Raw genomic sequence first — 18218 nt, 5'->3', positions numbered from 1 at the left:
CGGTCCACCGGTGTTCCGTTTCCTGTGGAATAGCCATCGTTGCCTCCCGGGATCGGGGTCATTCCGGTTCCCCCGGTGGGATCCAACGGGCCAGCCCGGACCGGCGGGCGGAGCGGCGGGCGGGCAGCCGTTCCAGGTGAGTAGCCAGCTGCTCCAGGCTGGCCAGGTTATGTACCGGCAGGAAATCATCAATATAGGGTAGGGCGGCCTGCATCCCCCGGGTCAGGGGCTGATATCCGGGGATCCCGAGCAGCGGGTTCAGCCAGATCAAACGATAGCACGATTTCTGGAGCCTTTCCATTTCCCGCTGCAGGAGCTCTACATCCCCCCGATCCCATCCGTCGCTGATGATCATCACTACGGCCCCGCGGCCCAGCACCCGCCGCGCCCAGTCTCGATTGAACACGTGCAGGCATTCCCCGATGCGGGTTCCCCCGGACCAGTCCATCACCGTTTTGCCAACCTCTCGCAGGGCCTCGTCCAGATCCCGGTGGCGCAAACAGCGGGTGATGCGGGTGAGGCGGGTGCCAAAGACGAACGTCTCCACGTGGCGTCGGGTGTGGCTTAGGGCGTGGAGGAAATGGAGAAGCATTCGGGCATAGCGCTCCATGGAGCCGCTGATATCGCACAGCACGACCAGCGGTCGGGGCTTGGGCTTGTGGGTGCGCCAGAGCAGTCGAACCCATTCCCCGTGGTGGCGCATGCTCTGCCGCACCGTCCGCCGGAGATCCAGCCGCTCCCCCTTCGGGCCCGGGCGCAGCCGCCGGGTCTCCCGCTCGGAGATCCGCCAGCGCAGGCGGGCCATCAACCGGCGGGCCAGCTGGATTTCCTCTTCCGAGAAGCGCTCGAATTGTTTGCGCCGCAAGAGCTCCACCGGGCTGTAGGTCATCGCCCGATCCGTTAGGATCACCGGCGGGGCCTCGGGGTGGCCGGCGGGAGGCTCTCCGGATGGGGGGTGGCCTACCTCGGCTGGGCGGGGCCGGTTCTCCCGCCGCCGGATCGGCCCGGGGGCAGTGGAGAGAAGACCGGGCGGCAACTGTCCCCCCATCAGGGGGTTGCGCCAGAACCATTCAAAGATCCGGTCGAAGATCTCCAAGTCCTCGCGGCGGCAGATCAGGGTACAGCGGGCCGCGTGATAAAAGGCCTCACGATCGCCCAGGGGGATCCATTCCAGCGCCCGCACCAGGGCTATGATCTGGCCGGGGGTGATGGGGATCCCAGCCGCTCGCAGCGTGCGTCCGAAGCGGACCAGATGATCCAGCAAATGGCCAGACATCTCTATTCCTAGCGGAGGAAGATCCCTTTCAATATCAATGATCCCCCGAGGACATTTCGGCTCGCAGGAGGGCCTTCGTCAGGAGGTCTTGAGCAATCTCCCCGCGCACCTTGAGCACATCATCCTGATATTTCAGCAGCACCCCCAGCGTCTCATCGATCACGGCCGCATCCAGTTCCGTCTGATCCAGGGCCAGCAGGGCCGCCGTCCAATCCAGGGTCTCCGCCACTCCGGGCAGTTTATAGAGGTCCAGCCGTCGGAGCTCCTGCACGAAGGCCACGATCTGCCGGGTCAGGCGCTCGGGGGCGTCCGGGATCCGAGCCCGCACGATCTGGATTTCCTTCTCGAAGGACGGATAATCGATCCAGAAATAGAGGCAGCGCCGTTTGAGGGCGTCATGGATCTCCCGCGTCCGGTTCGAGGTAATCACCACCACAGGCGGCTGCTCCGCCCGCACCGTTCCGATCTCGGGGATGGTGATCTGCCAGTCGGAGAGGAGCTCCAGGAGGAAGGCCTCGAACTCCTCGTCGGCCCGGTCCAGCTCATCGATGAGGAGCACCGAGGGGCGGCCGTTTTTGGCCTCCAGGGCTTGAAGGAGCGGCCGTTTGATCAGGAAGGCAGGGCTGAAGATCTGCTGACGGATGCGGACCTCGTCTCGCTCCCCGGAGGCCTCCAGCATTCGGATCTGGAGGATCTGGCGGGCGTAATCCCACTCGTAGACCGCGCTGTGGACATCGAGCCCTTCGTAGCACTGGAGGCGGATCAGATCGGTCTGCAGCAGACCTGCCAGGACCTTGGCGACTTCCGTTTTGCCGACGCCGGGCTCGCCCTCCAGGAAGAGGGGGCGGCCCAGGCGCAGGGCCAGGAAGATGGCCGTCGCCAGCCCGCGATCGGCGATATAACGATGCGCCTTCAAGGCCTCCAGCACTTCATCAATGGAGCGGGGGAACACCGCTGCCTCCACAGATGACAGGAATCCCTTGCCTCTCCCTCCGCGTTCCCGAGAGGGGATCCGGAGGGTCAGCCCCACATGTTCTCTCTCAGAGCCAAATCATTTTAACACGAATCCATGACATCCCTCGGAAACCCCCAAGGGATGAGGGGTCTATCCAGCTCCCAGAGCCCCGGGGGAACCGGGCGTGAGGCTTCGCGCTAAGGAAAACAATCCGGGGGATGGGGAGCGCGATCAGCACCCCCATCCCCCGGGGGAATCCCTCTACGATCCCAGGTGGAGGACCGGGCGCTCTATGCCGCCCGTCCGGCAGCCCGGAGCAGAGCCCGCCGGGTGAGGACGGCGCACAGATGGGCCCGGTAGGCAGCCGAGGCGAAGGGATCGCTGAGCAAGCCCTCCGGGCTCACCATGTTCTCGGTCGCCGCGCGCACTGTGGCCTCGTCCAGCCGCCGGCGGACCAGCGCCTGCTCCACGCTCGTGGCCCGAAAGGCCTTGGGGGCTGCGCCGGTGATTCCGATCCGGGCCTCCCGGCAGACCCCGTTTTCCACCCGGATCACTACGGCGACCCCGACCACCGCGTATCGGGAGGCTGGGTGGGGGAACTTCTCATAAGCCCAACCGGTGCCTTGGCCCAGAACCGGCACGTGGACCTCGGTGAGGATCTCGCCGGGCTGGAGGGCCGTGGTGAGCATTCCCACGAAGAAATCATCGGCGGCGATCGTCCGCTCCCCATTGGGGCCCACGGCATGGATCGTCGCCCCCAGGGCCAGCATGGCTGCGGGGTAATCCGCGGCCGGGTCAGCGTGGGCGAGGCTTCCGCCGATGGTGCCCATATTGCGCACGGCGGGATCCCCGATGTGGGCGGCCACCTCTGGGAGGAGTGGACACCACTGCTTCAGCTCCTCTGAGAACTCCACTTCTCGATGAGTGGTCAATGCCCCAATGACCACCATGCCGTCGGTCCGCCGGATCCCTTTCAGTTCGGCCACGCGCCCGATATCCACCAGCGCCGGCGGGCTCGCCAGACGCAGCTTCATCAGGGGGATCAGGGAATGCCCGCCGGCCAGCACCTTCGCCTCCGGATGTTGCCGCAGAAGGTTCAAGGCCTCCTGCAGGGTGCTCGCCCGGTAGTATTCAAAGGACGCCGGATACATTGTCCCCTCCTCTCCGGTTCAGGTCAGCGGGTGGGAAGGGGCCTGAAAGCTCCTCCCCCGGTGTCGTTCATGCGGTGCGGGCAGCCTGGATGGCCCGCCAGATCTTCTCCGGGGTGAGCGGCATGTCGATGTGGCGGATTCCGAAGGGCGCCAGGGCGTCCATCACTGCGTTGACCACGGCTGCGGTCGCTGCGATGGTGCCGGTCTCGCCGATGCCCTTCACCCCCAGCGGGTTGTGCGGGCACGGCGTCACGGTGTGGTCGATCTCAAAGGCGGGCAGGTCATCGGCCCGCGGGAGGGCGTAGTCCAGCAGGGAGGCCGAGAGGAGCTGCGCGTTCTCCTCGTAGATCGCCCCTTCCAGCAGCGCCTGGCCGATCCCCTGGGCGATGCCCCCGTGGACCTGCCCCTCAGCAATCAGCGGGTTGATAATGCGACCGGCGTCGTCCACCGCCACGTAGCGCAGGATCTTCACCTTCCCCGTCTCCGGGTCCACCTCCACCACACAGATGTGGGTTCCGAAGGGGAAGGTGAAGTTCTTGGGATCATAAAACGAGGAGGCCTCCAGCCCCGGCTCCAGGCCCGGTGGGTAGTTATGGGCGAGATAAGCCTGGAGGGCGACCTCCTGGAAGGTCTTGAAGCGGTCGGGCACGCCCTTCACGTAGAACTTGCCGTCCTCGAAGACCACGTCCTCCTCGGCGGCCTCCAGGAGGTGGGCGGCGATCTTGCGGGCCTTCTCTTTAATCTTCTGGAGGCTTAGGACGATGGCGCTGCCCCCCACCGGGGCGCTGCGGCTGCCGTAAGTGCCCATCCCGAAGGGAACGCTCCCTGTATCCCCGTGGACGATCTCCACGTCCTCGATGGGGATGCCCAGCTCGTCGGCCACGATCTGGGCGAAGGCCGTCTCGTGGCCCTGGCCGTGGGCGTGGGAGCCGGTGTAAACGGTCACCTTTCCGGTGGGGTGCACCCGGACCAGGGCGCTCTCCCAGAGGCCGGCCTGGGCGCCCAGGGAACCCACGACCTGAGAGGGGGCGATGCCGCAGGCCTCGATGTAGCAGGAGAAGCCGATGCCGATATAGCGGCCCTGCTTGCGGAGTTCCTCTTGCTGCCGGCGCAGCTCCTTATAGTTGATAGCCTCCAGCGCCTTGTTCAGGGCGCCCTCATAGTTGCCGCTGTCATACTGGAGGGCCACCGGGGTTGGATAGGGGAACTTGTCCGGCGGGATGAAATTCTTCCGCCGGAACTCCGCAGGGTCCTCCCCCCGCTCTCGGGCCATCAGATCCATCAGCCGCTCCACCACATAGGTGGCCTCCGGCCGCCCGGCCCCCCGGTAGGCGTCCACGGGGGTGGTGTTCGTGAAGACCCCGGTCACCTCGCAGTAAATCGCGGGGATCTCATACTGGCCGGAGAGTAGGGTGCCATAGAGATAGGTGGGAATGGCTGGGGCGAAGGTGGAGAGATACGCCCCCAGGTTGGCGATGGTCTTCACCCGCATCCCCAGGATCTTCCCCTTTTCATCCACCGCCAGCTCCGCCTCGGTGATGTGGTCGCGGCCGTGGGCGTCGCTCACAAAACTCTCCCGCCGCCGTGCAGTCCACTTCACCGGCCGGCCCACCTGTTTGGCCGCCCAGGTGACGATGGTCTCCTCCGGGTAGACGAAGATCTTGCTGCCGAAGCCGCCGCCCACATCCGGGGAGATCACTCGGAGCTTGTGCTCGGGGATGCCCAGGACGAAGGCGGCCATGAGCAGCCGGTGGACATGAGGGTTCTGGCTGGTGACCCAGAGGGTGTATTCATCGGTGGCTGGGTTATACTGGGCCATCGCCGCCCGGGGCTCGATGGCATTGGGGATCAGGCGCTGGTTGATCAACGCCACCTTCACCGTCTGATGGGCCCGGCGGAAGGCCTCGTCGGTCTTCTCCCGATCGCCGATGGACCAGCGGAAGCAGATGTTATCAGGGGCCTCGTCATGGACAGTGGGGGCGCCCGGTTGCAGGGCCTTGGCCCCGTCGGCCACCGCGGGGAGCACCTCATACTCCACCTCAACCAACTCTGCCGCGTCCTCCGCCGTGTAGCGATCCTGGGCGATCACCACCGCCACGATCTCCCCCACGTGGCGGACCTTGTCCACGGCCATCGGGTAATGCGGGGGCAGCTTCATCCCGGGAAGCAGCCAGCCGCAGGGGAGAGATTTCACCCCGCTATCCACCATGTCCTTTCCGGTGAATACGGCGATCACCCCCGGATGCCGGAGCGCTTTCTCCGTATGGATGGCTTTGATCCGGGCATGGGCATACGGGCTGCGCACCATCGCCGCGTAGACCAGGCCAGGAAGGGTAAGATCATCCACATAGGTGCCGCGCCCCGTGATGAAGCGCGGATCCTCCCGCCGTTTCATCGCCACACCGAAATAGCGCGTCGCCATCGCCGCCTCCTTTCCGGCGTTTGAAGTCGGGGAACACCTTGTGGGGCTCAGGCCTGCACGCGGAGCTTCTCCGCCGCGTAGCGCACCGCCCGGACGATGTTGTGATAACCGGTGCAGCGGCAATAGTTGCCTTCCAGGGCGTGGCGGATCTCCTCATCCGTCGGGTTGGGATTGCGCTGCAGGAGGTCGTAAGCGGCGAGGATCATCCCGGGGGTACAGAAACCGCACTGGAGGCCGTGCATCTCCCAGAAGCCTTCCTGGAGCGGATGGAGCTGGCCGTCCCGCGCCAGGCCCTCGATGGTGGTGATCTGGACTCCGTCTGCCTGCACCGCGAACACCGTGCACGACTTCACAGCCTTCCCGTCCATCAGGACCACGCAGGCGCCGCATTGACTGGTGTCACACCCCACGTGGGTCCCGGTCAACCCCAGGACCTCCCGAAGGAAGTGGACCAGGAGCATCCGGGGCTCGACCTCCCGCTGGTAAACCTGGCCGTTCACCGTGACTGTTACCGGAACTTTCATGGGCCCCTCCTCTTCGAATGAAGGTTCCTGCCCGGGCGCCTCTCCCGATGGGCCCGCGCCTATCCAGGGGGATACATAATTTCACGAAGAGGTCAGTTGGGCTTCCAGGTTCTTCAATCCCTGATTCACCAGCATCTGGGCCGTCGGTTCCAGGAGCCGGGCGCCTATGCTCATGAGCAGCCCCGTCACCGCGGCCTCCCCTTCATAATGCAAAATCGTCTCCCCATCGTCTGCCGTGAGATCGATCGTGCCATGGGCATCCACCGTGCCTTGAGGCCCTTGCGCTTGGATCCGGATGCGGTAATGGTTCGGGGGGTCAATCTCCGAGAGGGTGATGCGGGCTGTATAGCGGCCGCTGATGGGCCCGATGCCCAGGCGCATTTCGGCCTCATACATGTAATCTCCCACCGGCTCCAGACGCTCCACTCCTGGGAGCAGGCGGGCGATCACCTGGGGATTCATCAAGGCCCCCCAAACGCGATCCACCGCCGCCTTGAACCGATAGGATCCCTTCAGCCGCATGGAGGCGCTCGCTCAGAGGATACTCGCTGAAGGCACTTCAATTATACCCACCCGCCTGAATTCCTGTCAAGACTTCCCCTCAAAGGGATGTTATGATAGAGAAAGACATCGTTTCCGCTCGGTTTGGGAAACAAATAACAAATTGGTGATATTTCGAACAATAAGGTTCTCCTGCGGATGGTCTCCGGCCGCGGGATCTTCTCGCTGGGCGCTTGCTGAAACGGCGAGGGGGAGAGGCGTCCTTCGAGCTTCCGGTTTCCGGGATCCTGGGGAGGAGCAAGCGCCATGGCCCGGATGGACATGGGGAATCGGTTATGCTATAACCCCAATGATAGATTCCCAGAGACGCTCTCGGCGGGAGGTCTCGATGCAGATCGAAACCCGGATCGGCGTGATCCAAGAGGTCGAGGCAGATGCGGTGGTGGTGAACCTGCTGGAGGGAATCACCACCCCGGGCGGGGCCACCGCGGCGGTCGATCGAGCCCTGGAGGGACGGATCACCCGGGTGCTGGCCGCCGGGGATTTCCGGGGCCGCCTGGGCGAGACGCTGGTTCTCTATACGGATGGCCGGATCCCCGCCCCTCGGGTCCTCCTGGTAGGGCTGGGACCGGAGGCCTCTTTGAACGCGGAAAAGGTCCGCCACGCCGCGGCGGCTGCCGCTCAGCGGGCTCGCGAGCTGAAGGTGCGACGGCTTGCTACCGTCGTCCACGGAGCCGGCCGTGGCGGCCTCTCCCCTGAGGAAGCAGCCCAGGCCACCGTGGAAGGGACTTTGCTGGGCCTTTACACCTATCAACGTAAACAGGCGAGCGCCGATCGCCAAGAGCCAGAGGTCCTTCTCTTGGTGGAAGTCGATGCAGCCAAGCAGGCGGCCATCGCCACCGGAGCCCGCCGGGCGGAAATCCTTGCCCGCTTCGTGAACCGGGTTCGGGATTGGGTGAACGAGCCCGCCTCGGATATGACCCCCCGACGTCTGGCCGAGGAGGCGAGCGGCCTGGCCCAGGAGGTCGGCGTCCGGGCCCAGATCCTGGACGAGCGGCAGATCGCGGCGCTGGGGATGGGCGCGCTGACCGCGGTTTCCCGGGGGAGCGAGGAGCCGCCTCGCTTGATCATCCTGGAATACGCCCCAGAGGGCCGCCTCGAACGGCCGGTGGTCCTGGTGGGGAAGGGGATCACTTTCGATAGCGGGGGGCTGAACCTGAAGAGCGAGGAAGGGATGCTGACCATGAAGGGGGATATGGCTGGCGCCGCGGCGGTGCTGGGGGCCACCCTGGCCGCCGCCGCCCTCCAGCTCTCCGTCCCGGTGGTGGCTCTGGCGCCCGCCTGTGAGAACATGCCCTCCGGGAAGGCGTATAAGCCCGGGGATATCCTGCGCACCCTCAGCGGCAAGACGATTGAGATCGTGAACACCGATGCGGAGGGCCGTCTGATCCTGGCGGATGCCCTGGCGTATGCGGCGCGCTACAACCCCCGCGCGGTCATCGATGTGGCCACCCTGACGGGGGCCGCCATCATTGCCCTGGGACAGGATGTGGCGGCTGCCCTCTTCTCGGATCACGATGAGCTGGCCACGGCGTTGCTGCGGGCCGCGGAGGCGACCGGTGAGCGCCTGTGGCGCATGCCCCTATGGGAAGATTACCTGGAGCGGATCCGCAGCGAGGTGGCCGATGTGAAAAACAGCGGCGGCCGCTATGGCGGGCTGGGAACCTCCGCCATGTTCCTCAAGCAGTTCGCTCCGGAGGGCGTCCCCTGGGCCCATCTGGACATCGCGCCGATGGATATGGCGGAGAAGGCGCGGGGCTACGTGCCGAAAGGGGGGACTGGATACGGCGTGCGCCTGCTGGTGCGCTACCTGGAGGATCCCCGACCGTAAAAAGAACGAAGGGGCTGGCCTTGCCCCCTCAGGGGCGCGACGCTATCCTGTTGGGAGCTCCCTTCGGGGAACGCTTGCATGGGCGGGATCGCTCCTGGAGCGAGCTCTCCACGTTCCGCCCGCTCCGGGAGCGAGGCAGCGCTTGCGCTCCGCTGGCCGGAAAGACCCTCCCAGTGCCCGGGACCCTGCCGCGTTGGATGCGATGGACATGGTTCCGGTTTCGCTTTATTTTAGGTGAAGCGCTTTATCCAACTGAATTGAGGGAATCCCAATGGGGAAGATCTATCTATCGTTGGCCTTCCACAACCATCAGCCCGTGGGGAACTTTGACTGGGTTTTCGAAGAGGCGTATCGCCGGGCTTACGAGCCGATGATCGCCGCGCTGGAGCGCCATCCCGGGGTGCGGGTAGCGCTTCATTACACCGGGCCGCTGCGGGACTGGCTGCGGGAACATCGCCCAGAGCTCTTCCCCCGGATCCGTCGCTTGGTGGAGCGGGGCCAGGTGGAGATCATGGCCGGGGCCTATTACGAACCGATCCTGGCGGTGATCCCGGATGAGGATCAAGCGGGTCAGATCCGCAAGCACATCGAGGCGGTGCGGGAGGACTTCGGGGTATCACCGGTGGGCTTTTGGCTTGCCGAGCGGGTGTGGGAGCCGCACTTGCCCCTCCCCCTGGCGCGCGCGGGCCTTCAGTATACGATCCTGGATGATACTCACTTCAAGTGGATCGGGTTGACCGATGCGGATCTCTTCGGCTATTACGTGACCGAGGAGCTGGGATATCCCCTGAAGATCTTTGGCACCTCCAAGCATTTGCGCTACACGATCCCCTGGGCCTCCGTCTCGGAAGTGATCGGCTGGCTGCGGGAGCAAGCGGAGCGGCCGCTGCCTCCTGGCGCCCCGCCCCGGGTGGCCGTGATGGGGGACGATGGGGAGAAGTTCGGCCTGTGGCCTGGGACGGATGTCCATTGCTGGGATCGAGGGTGGATGGAGGACTTTTTCGCGGCCATCGAGGAAAACGCGGACTGGCTGATCTCGATCCCACCTGGCGAATATGCGGCGCGCTTCCCCCCGCTCGGCCGGTTGTATCTTCCAACTGTCTCCTACGATGAGATGACCGAGTGGGCGCTGCCCCCGGAAATCTCGGCGGAGCTGACGGACCTCAAACATCGGCTGCAGGCGGAAGGCCGGTGGGATCTCCTTCGGTTCATCCGGGGAGGGTTCTGGCGGGTCTTCCTGGCGAAATACCCGGAGGTCAACCAGATGCACAAAAAGATGCTCTGGGTCAGCCGGAAGGTCCACGCCCTCCCCGATCCGATCCGGCGGGCGGAAGCCCTTGAGCATGTGTGGGCGGGCCAGTGCAATTGCCCCTATTGGCATGGGGTGTTCGGTGGCATCTATCTCTTCCATATCCGTGAGGCGAATTACCAGCACCTGATCACGGCGGAGGCCATAGCCGATGAAACGCGCTATGGGGAAAGGCCGTGGGCGTACGTGGAACGACTGGATTTTGATGGGGATACCCAGGAAGAGATCGTGATCGGGACGCCGGATCAATGGCTTCTGATCAGCCCGGCCCTGGGAGGGCAGATCCTGGAGTGGGATCGTCGGGACGCCGCGCTGAACCTGCTGAACGGGATGACCCGGCATCGGGAAGGTTACCATCGGGTCCTCCAGGAGGCTGCGGCCCGAGGGGAGATTGTGCTGGCCGGCCAGGAAGGCCGTCTGGAGAGCATTCACACCCATCGGGTGCGGGTGAAGGAGATGGGCCTGGAACAGCGGCTGATCGTGGATGGGTATCGGCGGACGGGACTGATCGATCATCTGATGGCTCCGGACACCACGCTGGAGGCCTTCTACCGGGCCCAGTATGCCGAATGGGGTGATTTCATCCATCAGCCCTATGCCCTGATCGCCTTAGCGACCGAGCCCCATCCATGCCTGATCCTCCGCCGCGATGGTCATCTATGGGATCCCGAAGGCCCGAAGCCCGTGCGCCTGGAAAAGACCATCGAGGTGCTCTCGGATCAACCGATCCTTCGGGTTGTCTATCGGGTGACCCCCATGGGGCTCTCCTCCCTCCATGCCCGGTTCGGCGTCGAGGTGAACTGGGGCATGTCCGGAGGCGACAGTGAGAAAGCCTATACGGTGTGGCCGGACGGTGAGCTTCGCCCCTTTGCCACCCTGGAGGAGCTCCCCGAATCCGATCAGCTGGCCATTGTCCACGAATGGTGGGGACGGGTGGTGATCCGTCTCAGCCGGCCGGCTTCCTGGTGGCAATTTCCGGTGGAGGCGATCGTGAACTCGGAGGCGGGATTCGAGCGGGTCTACGAAGGAACCAGCCTGACGGCTCACTGGCTCCTCCGCCTGGATCCGGGGGAGACCTGGGCGGTGAAGATGGAATGGGAGCTGGCGTGATCGGGTTTTCGCCCGCGGGCTTCCCGGCATGAGCGAGCCCAAGGAGTTGACCTCCGAGCTCTGCCAGTCTCTTCGGGAAGACTCCTCCTGGGATTTCCCTTCCCCATTCGGTAAGGGCAGTCGTTGGGCCCCACCGAGACCTTTCGGGAGAGCCTCCCATAGTTAAACCGGGTTACTTAATTTAGAAGCTTTCTTGAAAATTTCTCGATTAACTCTTTTCTATTGACAGCGCGCCGGCCGATCGCTACAGTGAGTGATGCGACATCTTGGTGTGGGAGGGATCGAATGCGTCTTTCCCGTTATCGGTTGCTGGCGATCGGGGCGTTGCTGGGGCTCAGCGCCGCGTGTGTGCCGCAGCGGGCACCCTCCACGCGGCTGGTGGTCGCGGTGCAGCCCACTCTGACGGCGGCCGAGGTTCAGGAGAAAGCCCGGCCGCTGGAGCAGTATCTGGAGCAGCGCCTGGGGCCGGGGGTAGATGTGGAGATCTATGTCCCCCTCAGCCAGGCTGGGGTGGTGGAGGCGCTCCGCTTCGGCCAGGCCCACGTGGCGTTCATGGGGCCTTTCGCGGGGCTTCTGGCCGTGGAACGGGCGAATGCCCAGCTCGTCTTGGCCGAAGTCCGGGAGGTGATCCATGACGCTCAGAAGACAGAGGCCACGTATTATTACTCCTATTGGGTGGTTCCGAAGGATAGCCCATATACGGCCCTGGCGGATTTGAAAGGCAAGCGGGCCTGTTTCCCCAGCCCGATCTCTACCTCCGGCTATATCGGGCCCATGGCCCGGCTGATCGAGCTGGGATTGCTGCCAGAGCCTCCGGAAGGCCAGGAAGTGGATCCCAAGGCCTTCTTTGGACAGGTGCTTTTCGCGGGCGGCTACGGCCCGTGCTGGGAGGCCCTGAAGGCCGGCCAGGTGGATGTTACGGTGATCGCCGGCGATGTACCGGAAACCCTCTATCGGGAGGTTCTGGCGAACACCCGTGTGCTCGAGCAACAGGGGCCGCTGCCTTCTCATGGGGTGGTGGTGAGCCCGGCCCTGCAGGAGCCGCTGCGCTCCAAGGTGATCGAGGCCCTCATGGGCCTGGGCGCGCCGGAATACCGGAGCCTGATGCGCCAGTTCATCTCCGGGCTCTTCGTGGGCTTCCAGAAAACGGATGCTCGGGCCCACCTGGGCATGCTGCAGGCATATCTGCGGCGCACTCACATTGCCTTCTCCGAGCGCGTTGAGATCGGTAAGGGTGGGGGAGGCGAAGAGGAGGAAGAGGAGCGGACCCCTCGACCGTGAGGATGGATGTCATACGGATTGAAACGAGGTAACGCCGATGACCCAATTCTTTCCATCCCCGCACCAGGCTGGGTGCTTGGCCTGGGAGGAGATCGCGGTATCCGTAGAGGATCTCTGGTTTGCTTACCGGGAGGGGAAGTGGATCCTCCAGGGGGTGCATCTCCAGGTCCCTGCCGGAGGTTTCTGGACTATCATGGGGCCCTCCGGCGCGGGCAAGACTACCCTCATGCGGATTATGGCCGGGCTCCTTCCGTTCCCAAAGGGCCGGGTTTTCCTCCTGGGGCATCCGTTGTCGGGGGAGCCGGAGCCCGCGTTGCGTCGGCTCATCGGGTATATTCCGCAGCAGCTGGGGCTGGTGCGGGGCCTGACGGCGCTGGAGAACGTGCTTCTCGGATCCCTGGCCCGTCATCCGGGGTGGCGGACGGCCCTGGGCTTTTTCCCTCGCGCCGAGATTGAGCGGGCGATGGCGTTGCTCGAGATGCTGGATCTGGCGGATAAAGCGGACGAGAAAGTATTTCGTCTCAGTGGAGGAGAGCGCCAGCGGGTCGCCATCGCCCGCGCCTTGATGCAGGATCCCCAGCTGATCCTGGCGGATGAGTTCGTCTCCGACCTGGATCTTCCCCGGGCGGCTCAGGTGCTGGCCTTTGTGCATCACTTGGCCCGGGAAAGGGGTTTGACGGTCATCCTGAACCTCCATGAAATCCAACTGGTTCAGGAGTTCGCAGATCACGTGGTGATCCTGAAAGAGGGGCAGGTGGTTTTCGACCGCCCGGCTCTGGATCTGACCTGGAGGCTGTTTCGAGAGATCATGGGGGGGAAGGAATGAAATGAGCCTGAAGCATGGGGCCGTTCATGGAACGTGGCCAGGTTTGGAATGGCGTCGGTGGCAGGAACTGGGGTTCAGCCTGGGGGTGGTGGCGCTGCTGGCCTGGCTGCTGAATGGGATGGGGCTTTTCGAGGCCGGGCGTTTGATGCGGGGGGTTTCCAATCTGGCCCGCTTCGCTCAAGAGATGTTCCCCCCGGATCTCCGGATCGTGCCCACGATCGCCGGGGCCCTCCTGGAAACCCTTCAGATGGCGTTCGCGGGGACTCTGCTGGGGTTCCTCCTTTCGTTCCCGCTGGGCGTTCTGGGGTCCCGGACCCTGTTCCCGGCGGGCGTGGTGGTCGTCGTTCGCTTCATGGTCGCCGCTCTCCGAACGGTGCCTTCGCTGCTGTGGGCCGTGTTGATGGTCATTCTGGTGGGACTGGGGCCTTTGGCCGGAACCCTGGCGCTGGCCTTTTACACCGTGGGCTATCTGGCCAAGCTCTACGCGGAGCTTTTCGAAGCCATCGATCCGGAGATCCTTGAGGCCATGCGGGGGGTGGGGGCGAAGCGCCGCCATCTGATCCGCTTCGTCCTCTGGCCGGAGAGCGCCAACGCCATCCTCAGCCAGCTGCTGTTCATGCTGGAGTACAACGTGCGGGCCTCCACCCTCCTGGGCCTGGTGGGCGCTGGGGGCATTGGGTTTTACATGCAGGCGTATCTGGGCACCATGGCGTATGCCCGCCTGAGCACGGTGCTCCTCGCGGTGCTCCTCCTGGTGATCGGCATGGATGCGCTGAGCGCCTGGATTCGACGGCGTTATCTGCTCCGTCCGTGAGCGGGAAGGAGCTCCTGATCGCCTGGCGCGTTTCTGGAGGGTGGGGCGGTGGCGATCCGGCTCTCCATGTTCCCGCAGCGCCCCACCCTCTCCCCTTCCCCTCCCGCAACGCCTCCCCCATTCATCCCCATCGGCGAACTTCGACCATGTCTACACCCCAAAGGCCGGGCCTTCGCCCCCATGAGGATCGCCCCAAAGGGCAGCCGGTGTCCAACCCCGCGGCGCGCCGATCCGGGAGCTCCATCGCGGAATAAGAACAGCCCCCGCGGATCGCTGGAGCGCCGGATGGTTTCCCTTAGAACGCAATACCCAGCCATCTTAGGGGTTTGTCTGCGATGATGCGTGTACGGGCATGGTCTTAAGGTCCCCCTCCTCGCCCCTTCTCATCGATAAACTGATATCTATTCGGTCCGAACGGGCGATGAAGTCAACCGGGCGAGGAGGGTGCAAACGTTGACGAACGAAAAGGTCTGGGATCTTGGAAAGCGACGGTTTCCTCCTTTCTTCCACCGATTTTATCCATTCGTTTCGGTGGATGATCTTCCCATGAGCTCTCCGATCTGCTAAAGCCAGGACGGGCAAAGGGAAGAGATCCGCTGTCGGTTCGGAGATCGTGATATGCTCACAACGGGATTTGACCTCCCTTGAATTTTGCGATACAGTTGATTTACGCGACTTTGAACAAAATAGAACGGTACTTTGCTCCCTTTCCGGTGACGATCATCGTCGCAATTGTCGGACAGCCGCAGGGTTCCTTCGTGATAGGGAGGGGCGCGTTCTCAGGGTGACCGCTGGGATACTATCTTCTCCCGGAAAGGGGGAATCCATTGGGGGCTGGATCGGGCCTTTGAGGCGCTAAAAATTCCCGTTCTCATCTCATCATTTGCAACAGGAGGTCTCGCATGAAAGAGATTTTAGAGGGTCGAATCAGCCTGCTGCGTTCTCAGCTGGCCGATGTAGAGCAGCGGCGAGAGTATATCCAGGCCCAGTTGCGGTTGCTGGAGGACATCGCGGAGCTCATCGAGAAGTATCCAGCGCTGGGCGAGGGGCTGATCGGTTTATTCCGACAGACCGCGATACCTCGGCGTCGCCGCACCCGGGAGCTGGTGCATACCATTGTGGAAGTGCTGAAAGCGGCGCCCCAGGGCATGGAGCTCGAGGAGATCCGCCGGGCGCTGCTGGATCGGGGGCTTCAGGTTCCGGGGAGGGATCCTCAAATGCAGCGGGCCCGCTTGACCCTGATCTTCCGCAAGAACCAGGATCTGTTCCAGCGGGTCCGACGGGGGGTTTATCGATTGAAGGTGTAAGGTTTCCCTTTGTGGGCGCTGCTCTGACTTCCCGCCGTTTGGGGGGCCCCTGGAAGGGGATGGGTTTTTCATGGGGTGTGGGCCGCTGAAGGCGGCCTGCGCCCCATGAAGGCTTCCCTCGAAGCGATTTCACGATCAGGTGGAGGAACCGCCTCGGCGGTTGAACGTCTGGCTTTCCTCTCGCAATGCTCCCCTCAGCAGTTGTCGCTCGATCCCCTCCAGCGGGAGCTCCGACAGATCCGATGCTTGAAGCAGGCGCTCGCCCGTGGTGAAAAGGAAAGTGAACCGATGCCAGCGACGGCTGGCCACCGGCCGGGGGAGCGGCTGCATGGGGCCCAGTTGCAGGAGATAATACAGCGCCTCCGCCCGGGGGTGGTCCAGCTCCTCCGGGAACAGATCGCGGCGTCGGACCAGCTCGTAGCCTCTTAAGGGCGCATAGTAACGGATGGACCAGCGCTCGGGCCCGAAGGCGGCCGTATGGTAGAAGGCGACGAAATCTACGAAAGGGGCCAGCGGAGGGGCGTGACGAAGCGGGATGCGATACGCCCGGGTCTCCTGGATCCATTGCCAGTCCTGGGGATGGCGCACCACCGCAATGAGCACGATGGCTTCTGGGAAAAGTTCCATGGATCGGCCTATGGGAGCGGATGCCAGCCTGCGACTTCCCTCCATAAGTAATGATAGACAGTTCCCCAGGGGGCCGGGCACAAGAGGCACCCCTGGTCCAGACATGCCCAATCCGCCAAACCAGTGGCGGGAGGACTGAGAGCTGACCTCAAACTTCGCCGAAAGGTCCGCTCGAATGCGGCTCCGCACGTCAAAGACGTAGCCTTCCAGCCGGGGGGAAGGTGATTTCCGGATGCTCGCGCTCTGGCAAAGCCCTCACCAGCGTAGAGACCTTCTGCACCTCGGCGCGGCCCACCGGCTTCTTCTGGACGGGGATGACCTCGAAGGGGACCCTGTACACGTCCACGTACTCCGGCTCTGAGCCGAAGAAGAGCCTGCGCTCCCGCTCGGGGTTGTTCCAGTGATCGGGCAGCCGCCGGGTGATGGGCGTCACGCCGGGATAGCCGCGCCCGCGCCAGGCCTTGACCCATTCGAGGGGCACAAATTCTTCTTCGAGGAGCGCTGCCTGCGACCCCCGCGTGCGGGCCTTGAGGTAATAGCCCGCAGGGCGCCGGCCCTCTTTGAGCACCGGCTGCCCTTCCCGGTACTCCCCGTAGTGGGTGGGCTCATCAAAGGGCGAATTGAGGATGGGGTTGTCAACGAGCATGGGATTCGCCTCAAGTCACAATCTGTTGTGGTGTTTTCCTCCCTGCAGGCGTGCGGTCGAAGTCGGCGTCCAGGCTTAGCAGAGTGAGAGCGTGCTTTTCTGCAGCGACGTACTGATAGGCATCGTCGAAATCCAGGTTGAACTGCTCCATGGCTTCGAGCACGCCTGGCATGTCTGTCGGTTCCAGATGAATGACCATCACAGCGCCATCGATGAAGACCTCATGCACGAAGAGGCGGAAGGCGTCTGGGAGACCGAGCCGGCAGAGGATGATGCCGATGGAGTGCAGGGCGAAGTCCGTGACGGCGAGCTGGTCCGATGGGACCTGTTCCAAGAACCGCCCGATGACCTCCGATTGCTCCTGGTCGAGCAAGCGCTCGAGCCAGATGTTGGTGTCCACAAGGTACATGGCTCAGTCGTCTCGCCATTCCATGGCCTTTTTCTGCAACTCCAGGGCGGTGAACCGGTCCTTGAACTCGCGCAAGGCACCGGCCCAGCTCTGCCGGAGGGGTTTTCCGCGGGCGACCTTCCGACGCTCCAGCAGAAAGCGCACGAAATCCTCCACCTCCTTTCTGAGCTCCGGCGGCAGCTCCCGAATCAATTCCTCCAGAGATTTCATGGTCTTACCTCCTGTTGGTACATTTCCCTATATTGATCACCCTTCGCCCGCGGTGCATGCGGCCCTCCGAAGGGCGAGTTGAGGATCGTGCTGTCAATGAGCAGGGACATCTTTACACGCTGCCCTCCTGAAGAGCCTTCCGTCCTCGTTCTGAGATCTCCCAGATGCCCCGAGGCGAGTCGCTCTTCAACAGCCCTTCTTGGACCATCGTATTCCGACACCACTGCGCCGTGTTGCGCCAACGGATGGTCTTACGATCCGAAGGTAAAGGCTGACGGTCATAATCGTTCAAGATTCCCTCCATCTTTTTCTCCACGAGATCCAACACCTTAGACATCTCCGCTCGCCCTCCCAATTCCACCAGAGCTTCCAGGATCGGCCTCCGAAAGGCGTCTTCGCTCGTTCTCAATCCTCTTTTAAGTCTCTCTGGACGCCCTCTGCGCCTCATTTTGCTCTCCGGAGCATAACCGGTGAAGACATTTCTCCATTCGTTTTGAAGCGCCTTAACCCTTTCGCGAAACTCGGCCAGCCGCGTCGCAATTTCAATCATCCGGCGAGCTTCATCATAAGCCCCTTTTTGAAAGGCTTCGGCACCAGCGTCGTTGATGCTGTTGGCAACCTGCTCGATCTCCTCAAGCAGGATTTCAAAGGCGATGTGCACTTCGTTACGATCCATAGCGTACGCTCCTTAGGTACAAGGCACTACCCGCACCACCTCATTCCCCCGGAAGTCGATCACCTTCACGGCGATGCGCTGGTGCTCGCCGGGTTTAAAGGGGAAGGAGACGGTGCCGCGCATCTTTTCGAAGATTTCGGGATCGATCTGGGCTTTGAGCGCGCGCTGGAGCTTCTCCCACGCATCGGGATCGCCCGGGAAGAAGGCCTGGGAGATCTTGAAAGTCATGCTGTCGTAGTCCCCATCCAGGAACAAGGCGGACACGTCCTTCCCGCGCGTCGAA

At 63.5% G+C, this 18218-nt stretch carries 17 protein-coding genes and 1 pseudogene; 6 read left to right on the top strand and 12 right to left on the bottom strand.

All coding sequences use genetic code 11. The annotated features are described in order from the left end of the window. Nucleotides 1–58: 58 nt before the first annotated feature. The 6 genes from ACFMO3_RS06825 to ACFMO3_RS06800 form a co-directional block, all read right to left on the bottom strand. Nucleotides 59–1276 (bottom strand): VWA domain-containing protein, encoded by a 1218-nt coding sequence (locus tag ACFMO3_RS06825; protein ID WP_376789671.1) that lies wholly within the window; start codon nucleotides 1274–1276, stop codon nucleotides 59–61. 34 nt (nucleotides 1277–1310) lie between these two features. Beyond that, nucleotides 1311–2228, bottom strand: a complete 918-nt coding sequence (locus tag ACFMO3_RS06820) for an AAA family ATPase (RefSeq protein ID WP_376789670.1) — start codon at nucleotides 2226–2228, stop codon at nucleotides 1311–1313. 293 nt (nucleotides 2229–2521) lie between these two features. Then, nucleotides 2522–3382 carry an FAD binding domain-containing protein gene (locus ACFMO3_RS06815; RefSeq protein ID WP_376789669.1) on the bottom strand — a complete coding sequence of 287 codons (861 nt, stop codon included), beginning with the start codon at nucleotides 3380–3382 and terminating at the stop codon, nucleotides 2522–2524. A 67-nt stretch (nucleotides 3383–3449) separates the two neighbouring features. Next, complete coding sequence (locus ACFMO3_RS06810) at nucleotides 3450–5804, bottom strand: xanthine dehydrogenase family protein molybdopterin-binding subunit (protein ID WP_376789668.1); 2355 nt, start codon at nucleotides 5802–5804, stop codon at nucleotides 3450–3452. Nucleotides 5805–5851: 47 nt separating this feature from the next. Further along, entirely contained in the window at nucleotides 5852–6328 is a 477-nt protein-coding gene (locus ACFMO3_RS06805) for a (2Fe-2S)-binding protein (protein WP_376789667.1), read from the bottom strand. A gap of 81 nt (nucleotides 6329–6409) precedes the next feature. Then, nucleotides 6410–6850 (bottom strand): carbon monoxide dehydrogenase subunit G, encoded by a 441-nt coding sequence (locus ACFMO3_RS06800; RefSeq protein ID WP_376789666.1) that lies wholly within the window; start codon nucleotides 6848–6850, stop codon nucleotides 6410–6412. A 367-nt stretch (nucleotides 6851–7217) separates the two neighbouring features. Between ACFMO3_RS06800 and ACFMO3_RS06795 the strand changes: the two genes are divergently transcribed. The 6 genes from ACFMO3_RS06795 to ACFMO3_RS06770 all read left to right on the top strand — a co-directional run bounded on the left by ACFMO3_RS06795 (nucleotide 7218) and on the right by ACFMO3_RS06770 (nucleotide 15367). Further along, the gene (locus ACFMO3_RS06795; protein ID WP_376789665.1) at nucleotides 7218–8720 is read left to right on the top strand and encodes a leucyl aminopeptidase; all 1503 of its coding nucleotides are present in this window, start codon (nucleotides 7218–7220) and stop codon (nucleotides 8718–8720) included. A gap of 271 nt (nucleotides 8721–8991) precedes the next feature. Beyond that, nucleotides 8992–11139 carry an alpha-amylase/4-alpha-glucanotransferase domain-containing protein gene (locus ACFMO3_RS06790; protein WP_376789664.1) on the top strand — a complete coding sequence of 716 codons (2148 nt, stop codon included), beginning with the start codon at nucleotides 8992–8994 and terminating at the stop codon, nucleotides 11137–11139. A gap of 285 nt (nucleotides 11140–11424) precedes the next feature. Beyond that, nucleotides 11425–12420, top strand: a complete 996-nt coding sequence (locus ACFMO3_RS06785) for a phosphate/phosphite/phosphonate ABC transporter substrate-binding protein (RefSeq protein WP_376789663.1) — start codon at nucleotides 11425–11427, stop codon at nucleotides 12418–12420. A gap of 37 nt (nucleotides 12421–12457) precedes the next feature. Further along, nucleotides 12458–13246 carry a phosphonate ABC transporter ATP-binding protein gene (locus tag ACFMO3_RS06780; protein WP_376789662.1) on the top strand — a complete coding sequence of 263 codons (789 nt, stop codon included), beginning with the start codon at nucleotides 12458–12460 and terminating at the stop codon, nucleotides 13244–13246. A 1-nt stretch (nucleotide 13247) separates the two neighbouring features. Then, nucleotides 13248–14060 (top strand): phosphonate ABC transporter, permease protein PhnE, encoded by an 813-nt coding sequence (gene phnE / locus ACFMO3_RS06775; RefSeq protein ID WP_376789661.1) that lies wholly within the window; start codon nucleotides 13248–13250, stop codon nucleotides 14058–14060. A gap of 902 nt (nucleotides 14061–14962) precedes the next feature. After that, entirely contained in the window at nucleotides 14963–15367 is a 405-nt protein-coding gene (locus ACFMO3_RS06770; RefSeq protein WP_376789660.1) for a hypothetical protein, read from the top strand. Nucleotides 15368–15502: 135 nt separating this feature from the next. On the opposite strand, the gene ACFMO3_RS06765 is transcribed toward ACFMO3_RS06770, so the two are convergent. From ACFMO3_RS06765 to ACFMO3_RS06740, 6 genes and pseudogenes are all read right to left on the bottom strand, one after another. After that, nucleotides 15503–15994, bottom strand: a complete 492-nt coding sequence (locus ACFMO3_RS06765) for a hypothetical protein (RefSeq protein WP_376789659.1) — start codon at nucleotides 15992–15994, stop codon at nucleotides 15503–15505. Nucleotides 15995–16358: 364 nt separating this feature from the next. Further along, nucleotides 16359–16640, bottom strand: a pseudogene (locus ACFMO3_RS06760) (restriction endonuclease); the annotation flags it as partial. Nucleotides 16641–16650: 10 nt separating this feature from the next. Next, a complete protein-coding gene (locus ACFMO3_RS06755) occupies nucleotides 16651–17049 on the bottom strand; it encodes a type II toxin-antitoxin system VapC family toxin (RefSeq protein ID WP_376789658.1) in 399 nt (132 codons plus the stop codon). Between the two features lie 3 nt (nucleotides 17050–17052). Then, nucleotides 17053–17259 (bottom strand): DUF2281 domain-containing protein, encoded by a 207-nt coding sequence (locus ACFMO3_RS06750; protein WP_376789657.1) that lies wholly within the window; start codon nucleotides 17257–17259, stop codon nucleotides 17053–17055. A gap of 112 nt (nucleotides 17260–17371) precedes the next feature. Further along, nucleotides 17372–17935, bottom strand: a complete 564-nt coding sequence (locus ACFMO3_RS06745; protein ID WP_376789656.1) for a winged helix-turn-helix domain-containing protein — start codon at nucleotides 17933–17935, stop codon at nucleotides 17372–17374. A 12-nt stretch (nucleotides 17936–17947) separates the two neighbouring features. Then, on the bottom strand, nucleotides 17948–18218 hold a 271-nt coding region (locus ACFMO3_RS06740; RefSeq protein WP_376789655.1), incomplete at its 5' end, for a DNA methyltransferase.

Source organism: Thermoflexus sp. (genome assembly GCF_042408815.1).
In the GTDB taxonomy this organism is placed as follows: Bacteria; Chloroflexota; Anaerolineae; order Thermoflexales; family Thermoflexaceae; genus Thermoflexus.
This window is presented reverse-complemented; position numbering and strand designations above follow the sequence as displayed.

Coding starts and splice junctions, on each gene's coding strand:
- ACFMO3_RS06765 (WP_376789659.1), bottom strand. CDS start 15,994: ATGGAACTTTTCCCAGAAGCCATCGTGCTCATTGCGGTGGTGCGCCAT.
- ACFMO3_RS06815 (WP_376789669.1), bottom strand. CDS start 3,382: ATGTATCCGGCGTCCTTTGAATACTACCGGGCGAGCACCCTGCAGGAG.
- ACFMO3_RS06795 (WP_376789665.1), top strand. CDS start 7,218: ATGCAGATCGAAACCCGGATCGGCGTGATCCAAGAGGTCGAGGCAGAT.
- ACFMO3_RS06780 (WP_376789662.1), top strand. CDS start 12,458: ATGACCCAATTCTTTCCATCCCCGCACCAGGCTGGGTGCTTGGCCTGG.
- ACFMO3_RS06790 (WP_376789664.1), top strand. CDS start 8,992: ATGGGGAAGATCTATCTATCGTTGGCCTTCCACAACCATCAGCCCGTG.
- ACFMO3_RS06770 (WP_376789660.1), top strand. CDS start 14,963: ATGAAAGAGATTTTAGAGGGTCGAATCAGCCTGCTGCGTTCTCAGCTG.
- phnE (WP_376789661.1), top strand. CDS start 13,248: ATGAGCCTGAAGCATGGGGCCGTTCATGGAACGTGGCCAGGTTTGGAA.
- ACFMO3_RS06750 (WP_376789657.1), bottom strand. CDS start 17,259: ATGAAATCTCTGGAGGAATTGATTCGGGAGCTGCCGCCGGAGCTCAGA.
- ACFMO3_RS06805 (WP_376789667.1), bottom strand. CDS start 6,328: ATGAAAGTTCCGGTAACAGTCACGGTGAACGGCCAGGTTTACCAGCGG.
- ACFMO3_RS06800 (WP_376789666.1), bottom strand. CDS start 6,850: ATGCGGCTGAAGGGATCCTATCGGTTCAAGGCGGCGGTGGATCGCGTT.
- ACFMO3_RS06810 (WP_376789668.1), bottom strand. CDS start 5,804: ATGGCGACGCGCTATTTCGGTGTGGCGATGAAACGGCGGGAGGATCCG.
- ACFMO3_RS06755 (WP_376789658.1), bottom strand. CDS start 17,049: ATGTACCTTGTGGACACCAACATCTGGCTCGAGCGCTTGCTCGACCAG.
- ACFMO3_RS06825 (WP_376789671.1), bottom strand. CDS start 1,276: ATGTCTGGCCATTTGCTGGATCATCTGGTCCGCTTCGGACGCACGCTG.
- ACFMO3_RS06745 (WP_376789656.1), bottom strand. CDS start 17,935: ATGGATCGTAACGAAGTGCACATCGCCTTTGAAATCCTGCTTGAGGAG.
- ACFMO3_RS06785 (WP_376789663.1), top strand. CDS start 11,425: ATGCGTCTTTCCCGTTATCGGTTGCTGGCGATCGGGGCGTTGCTGGGG.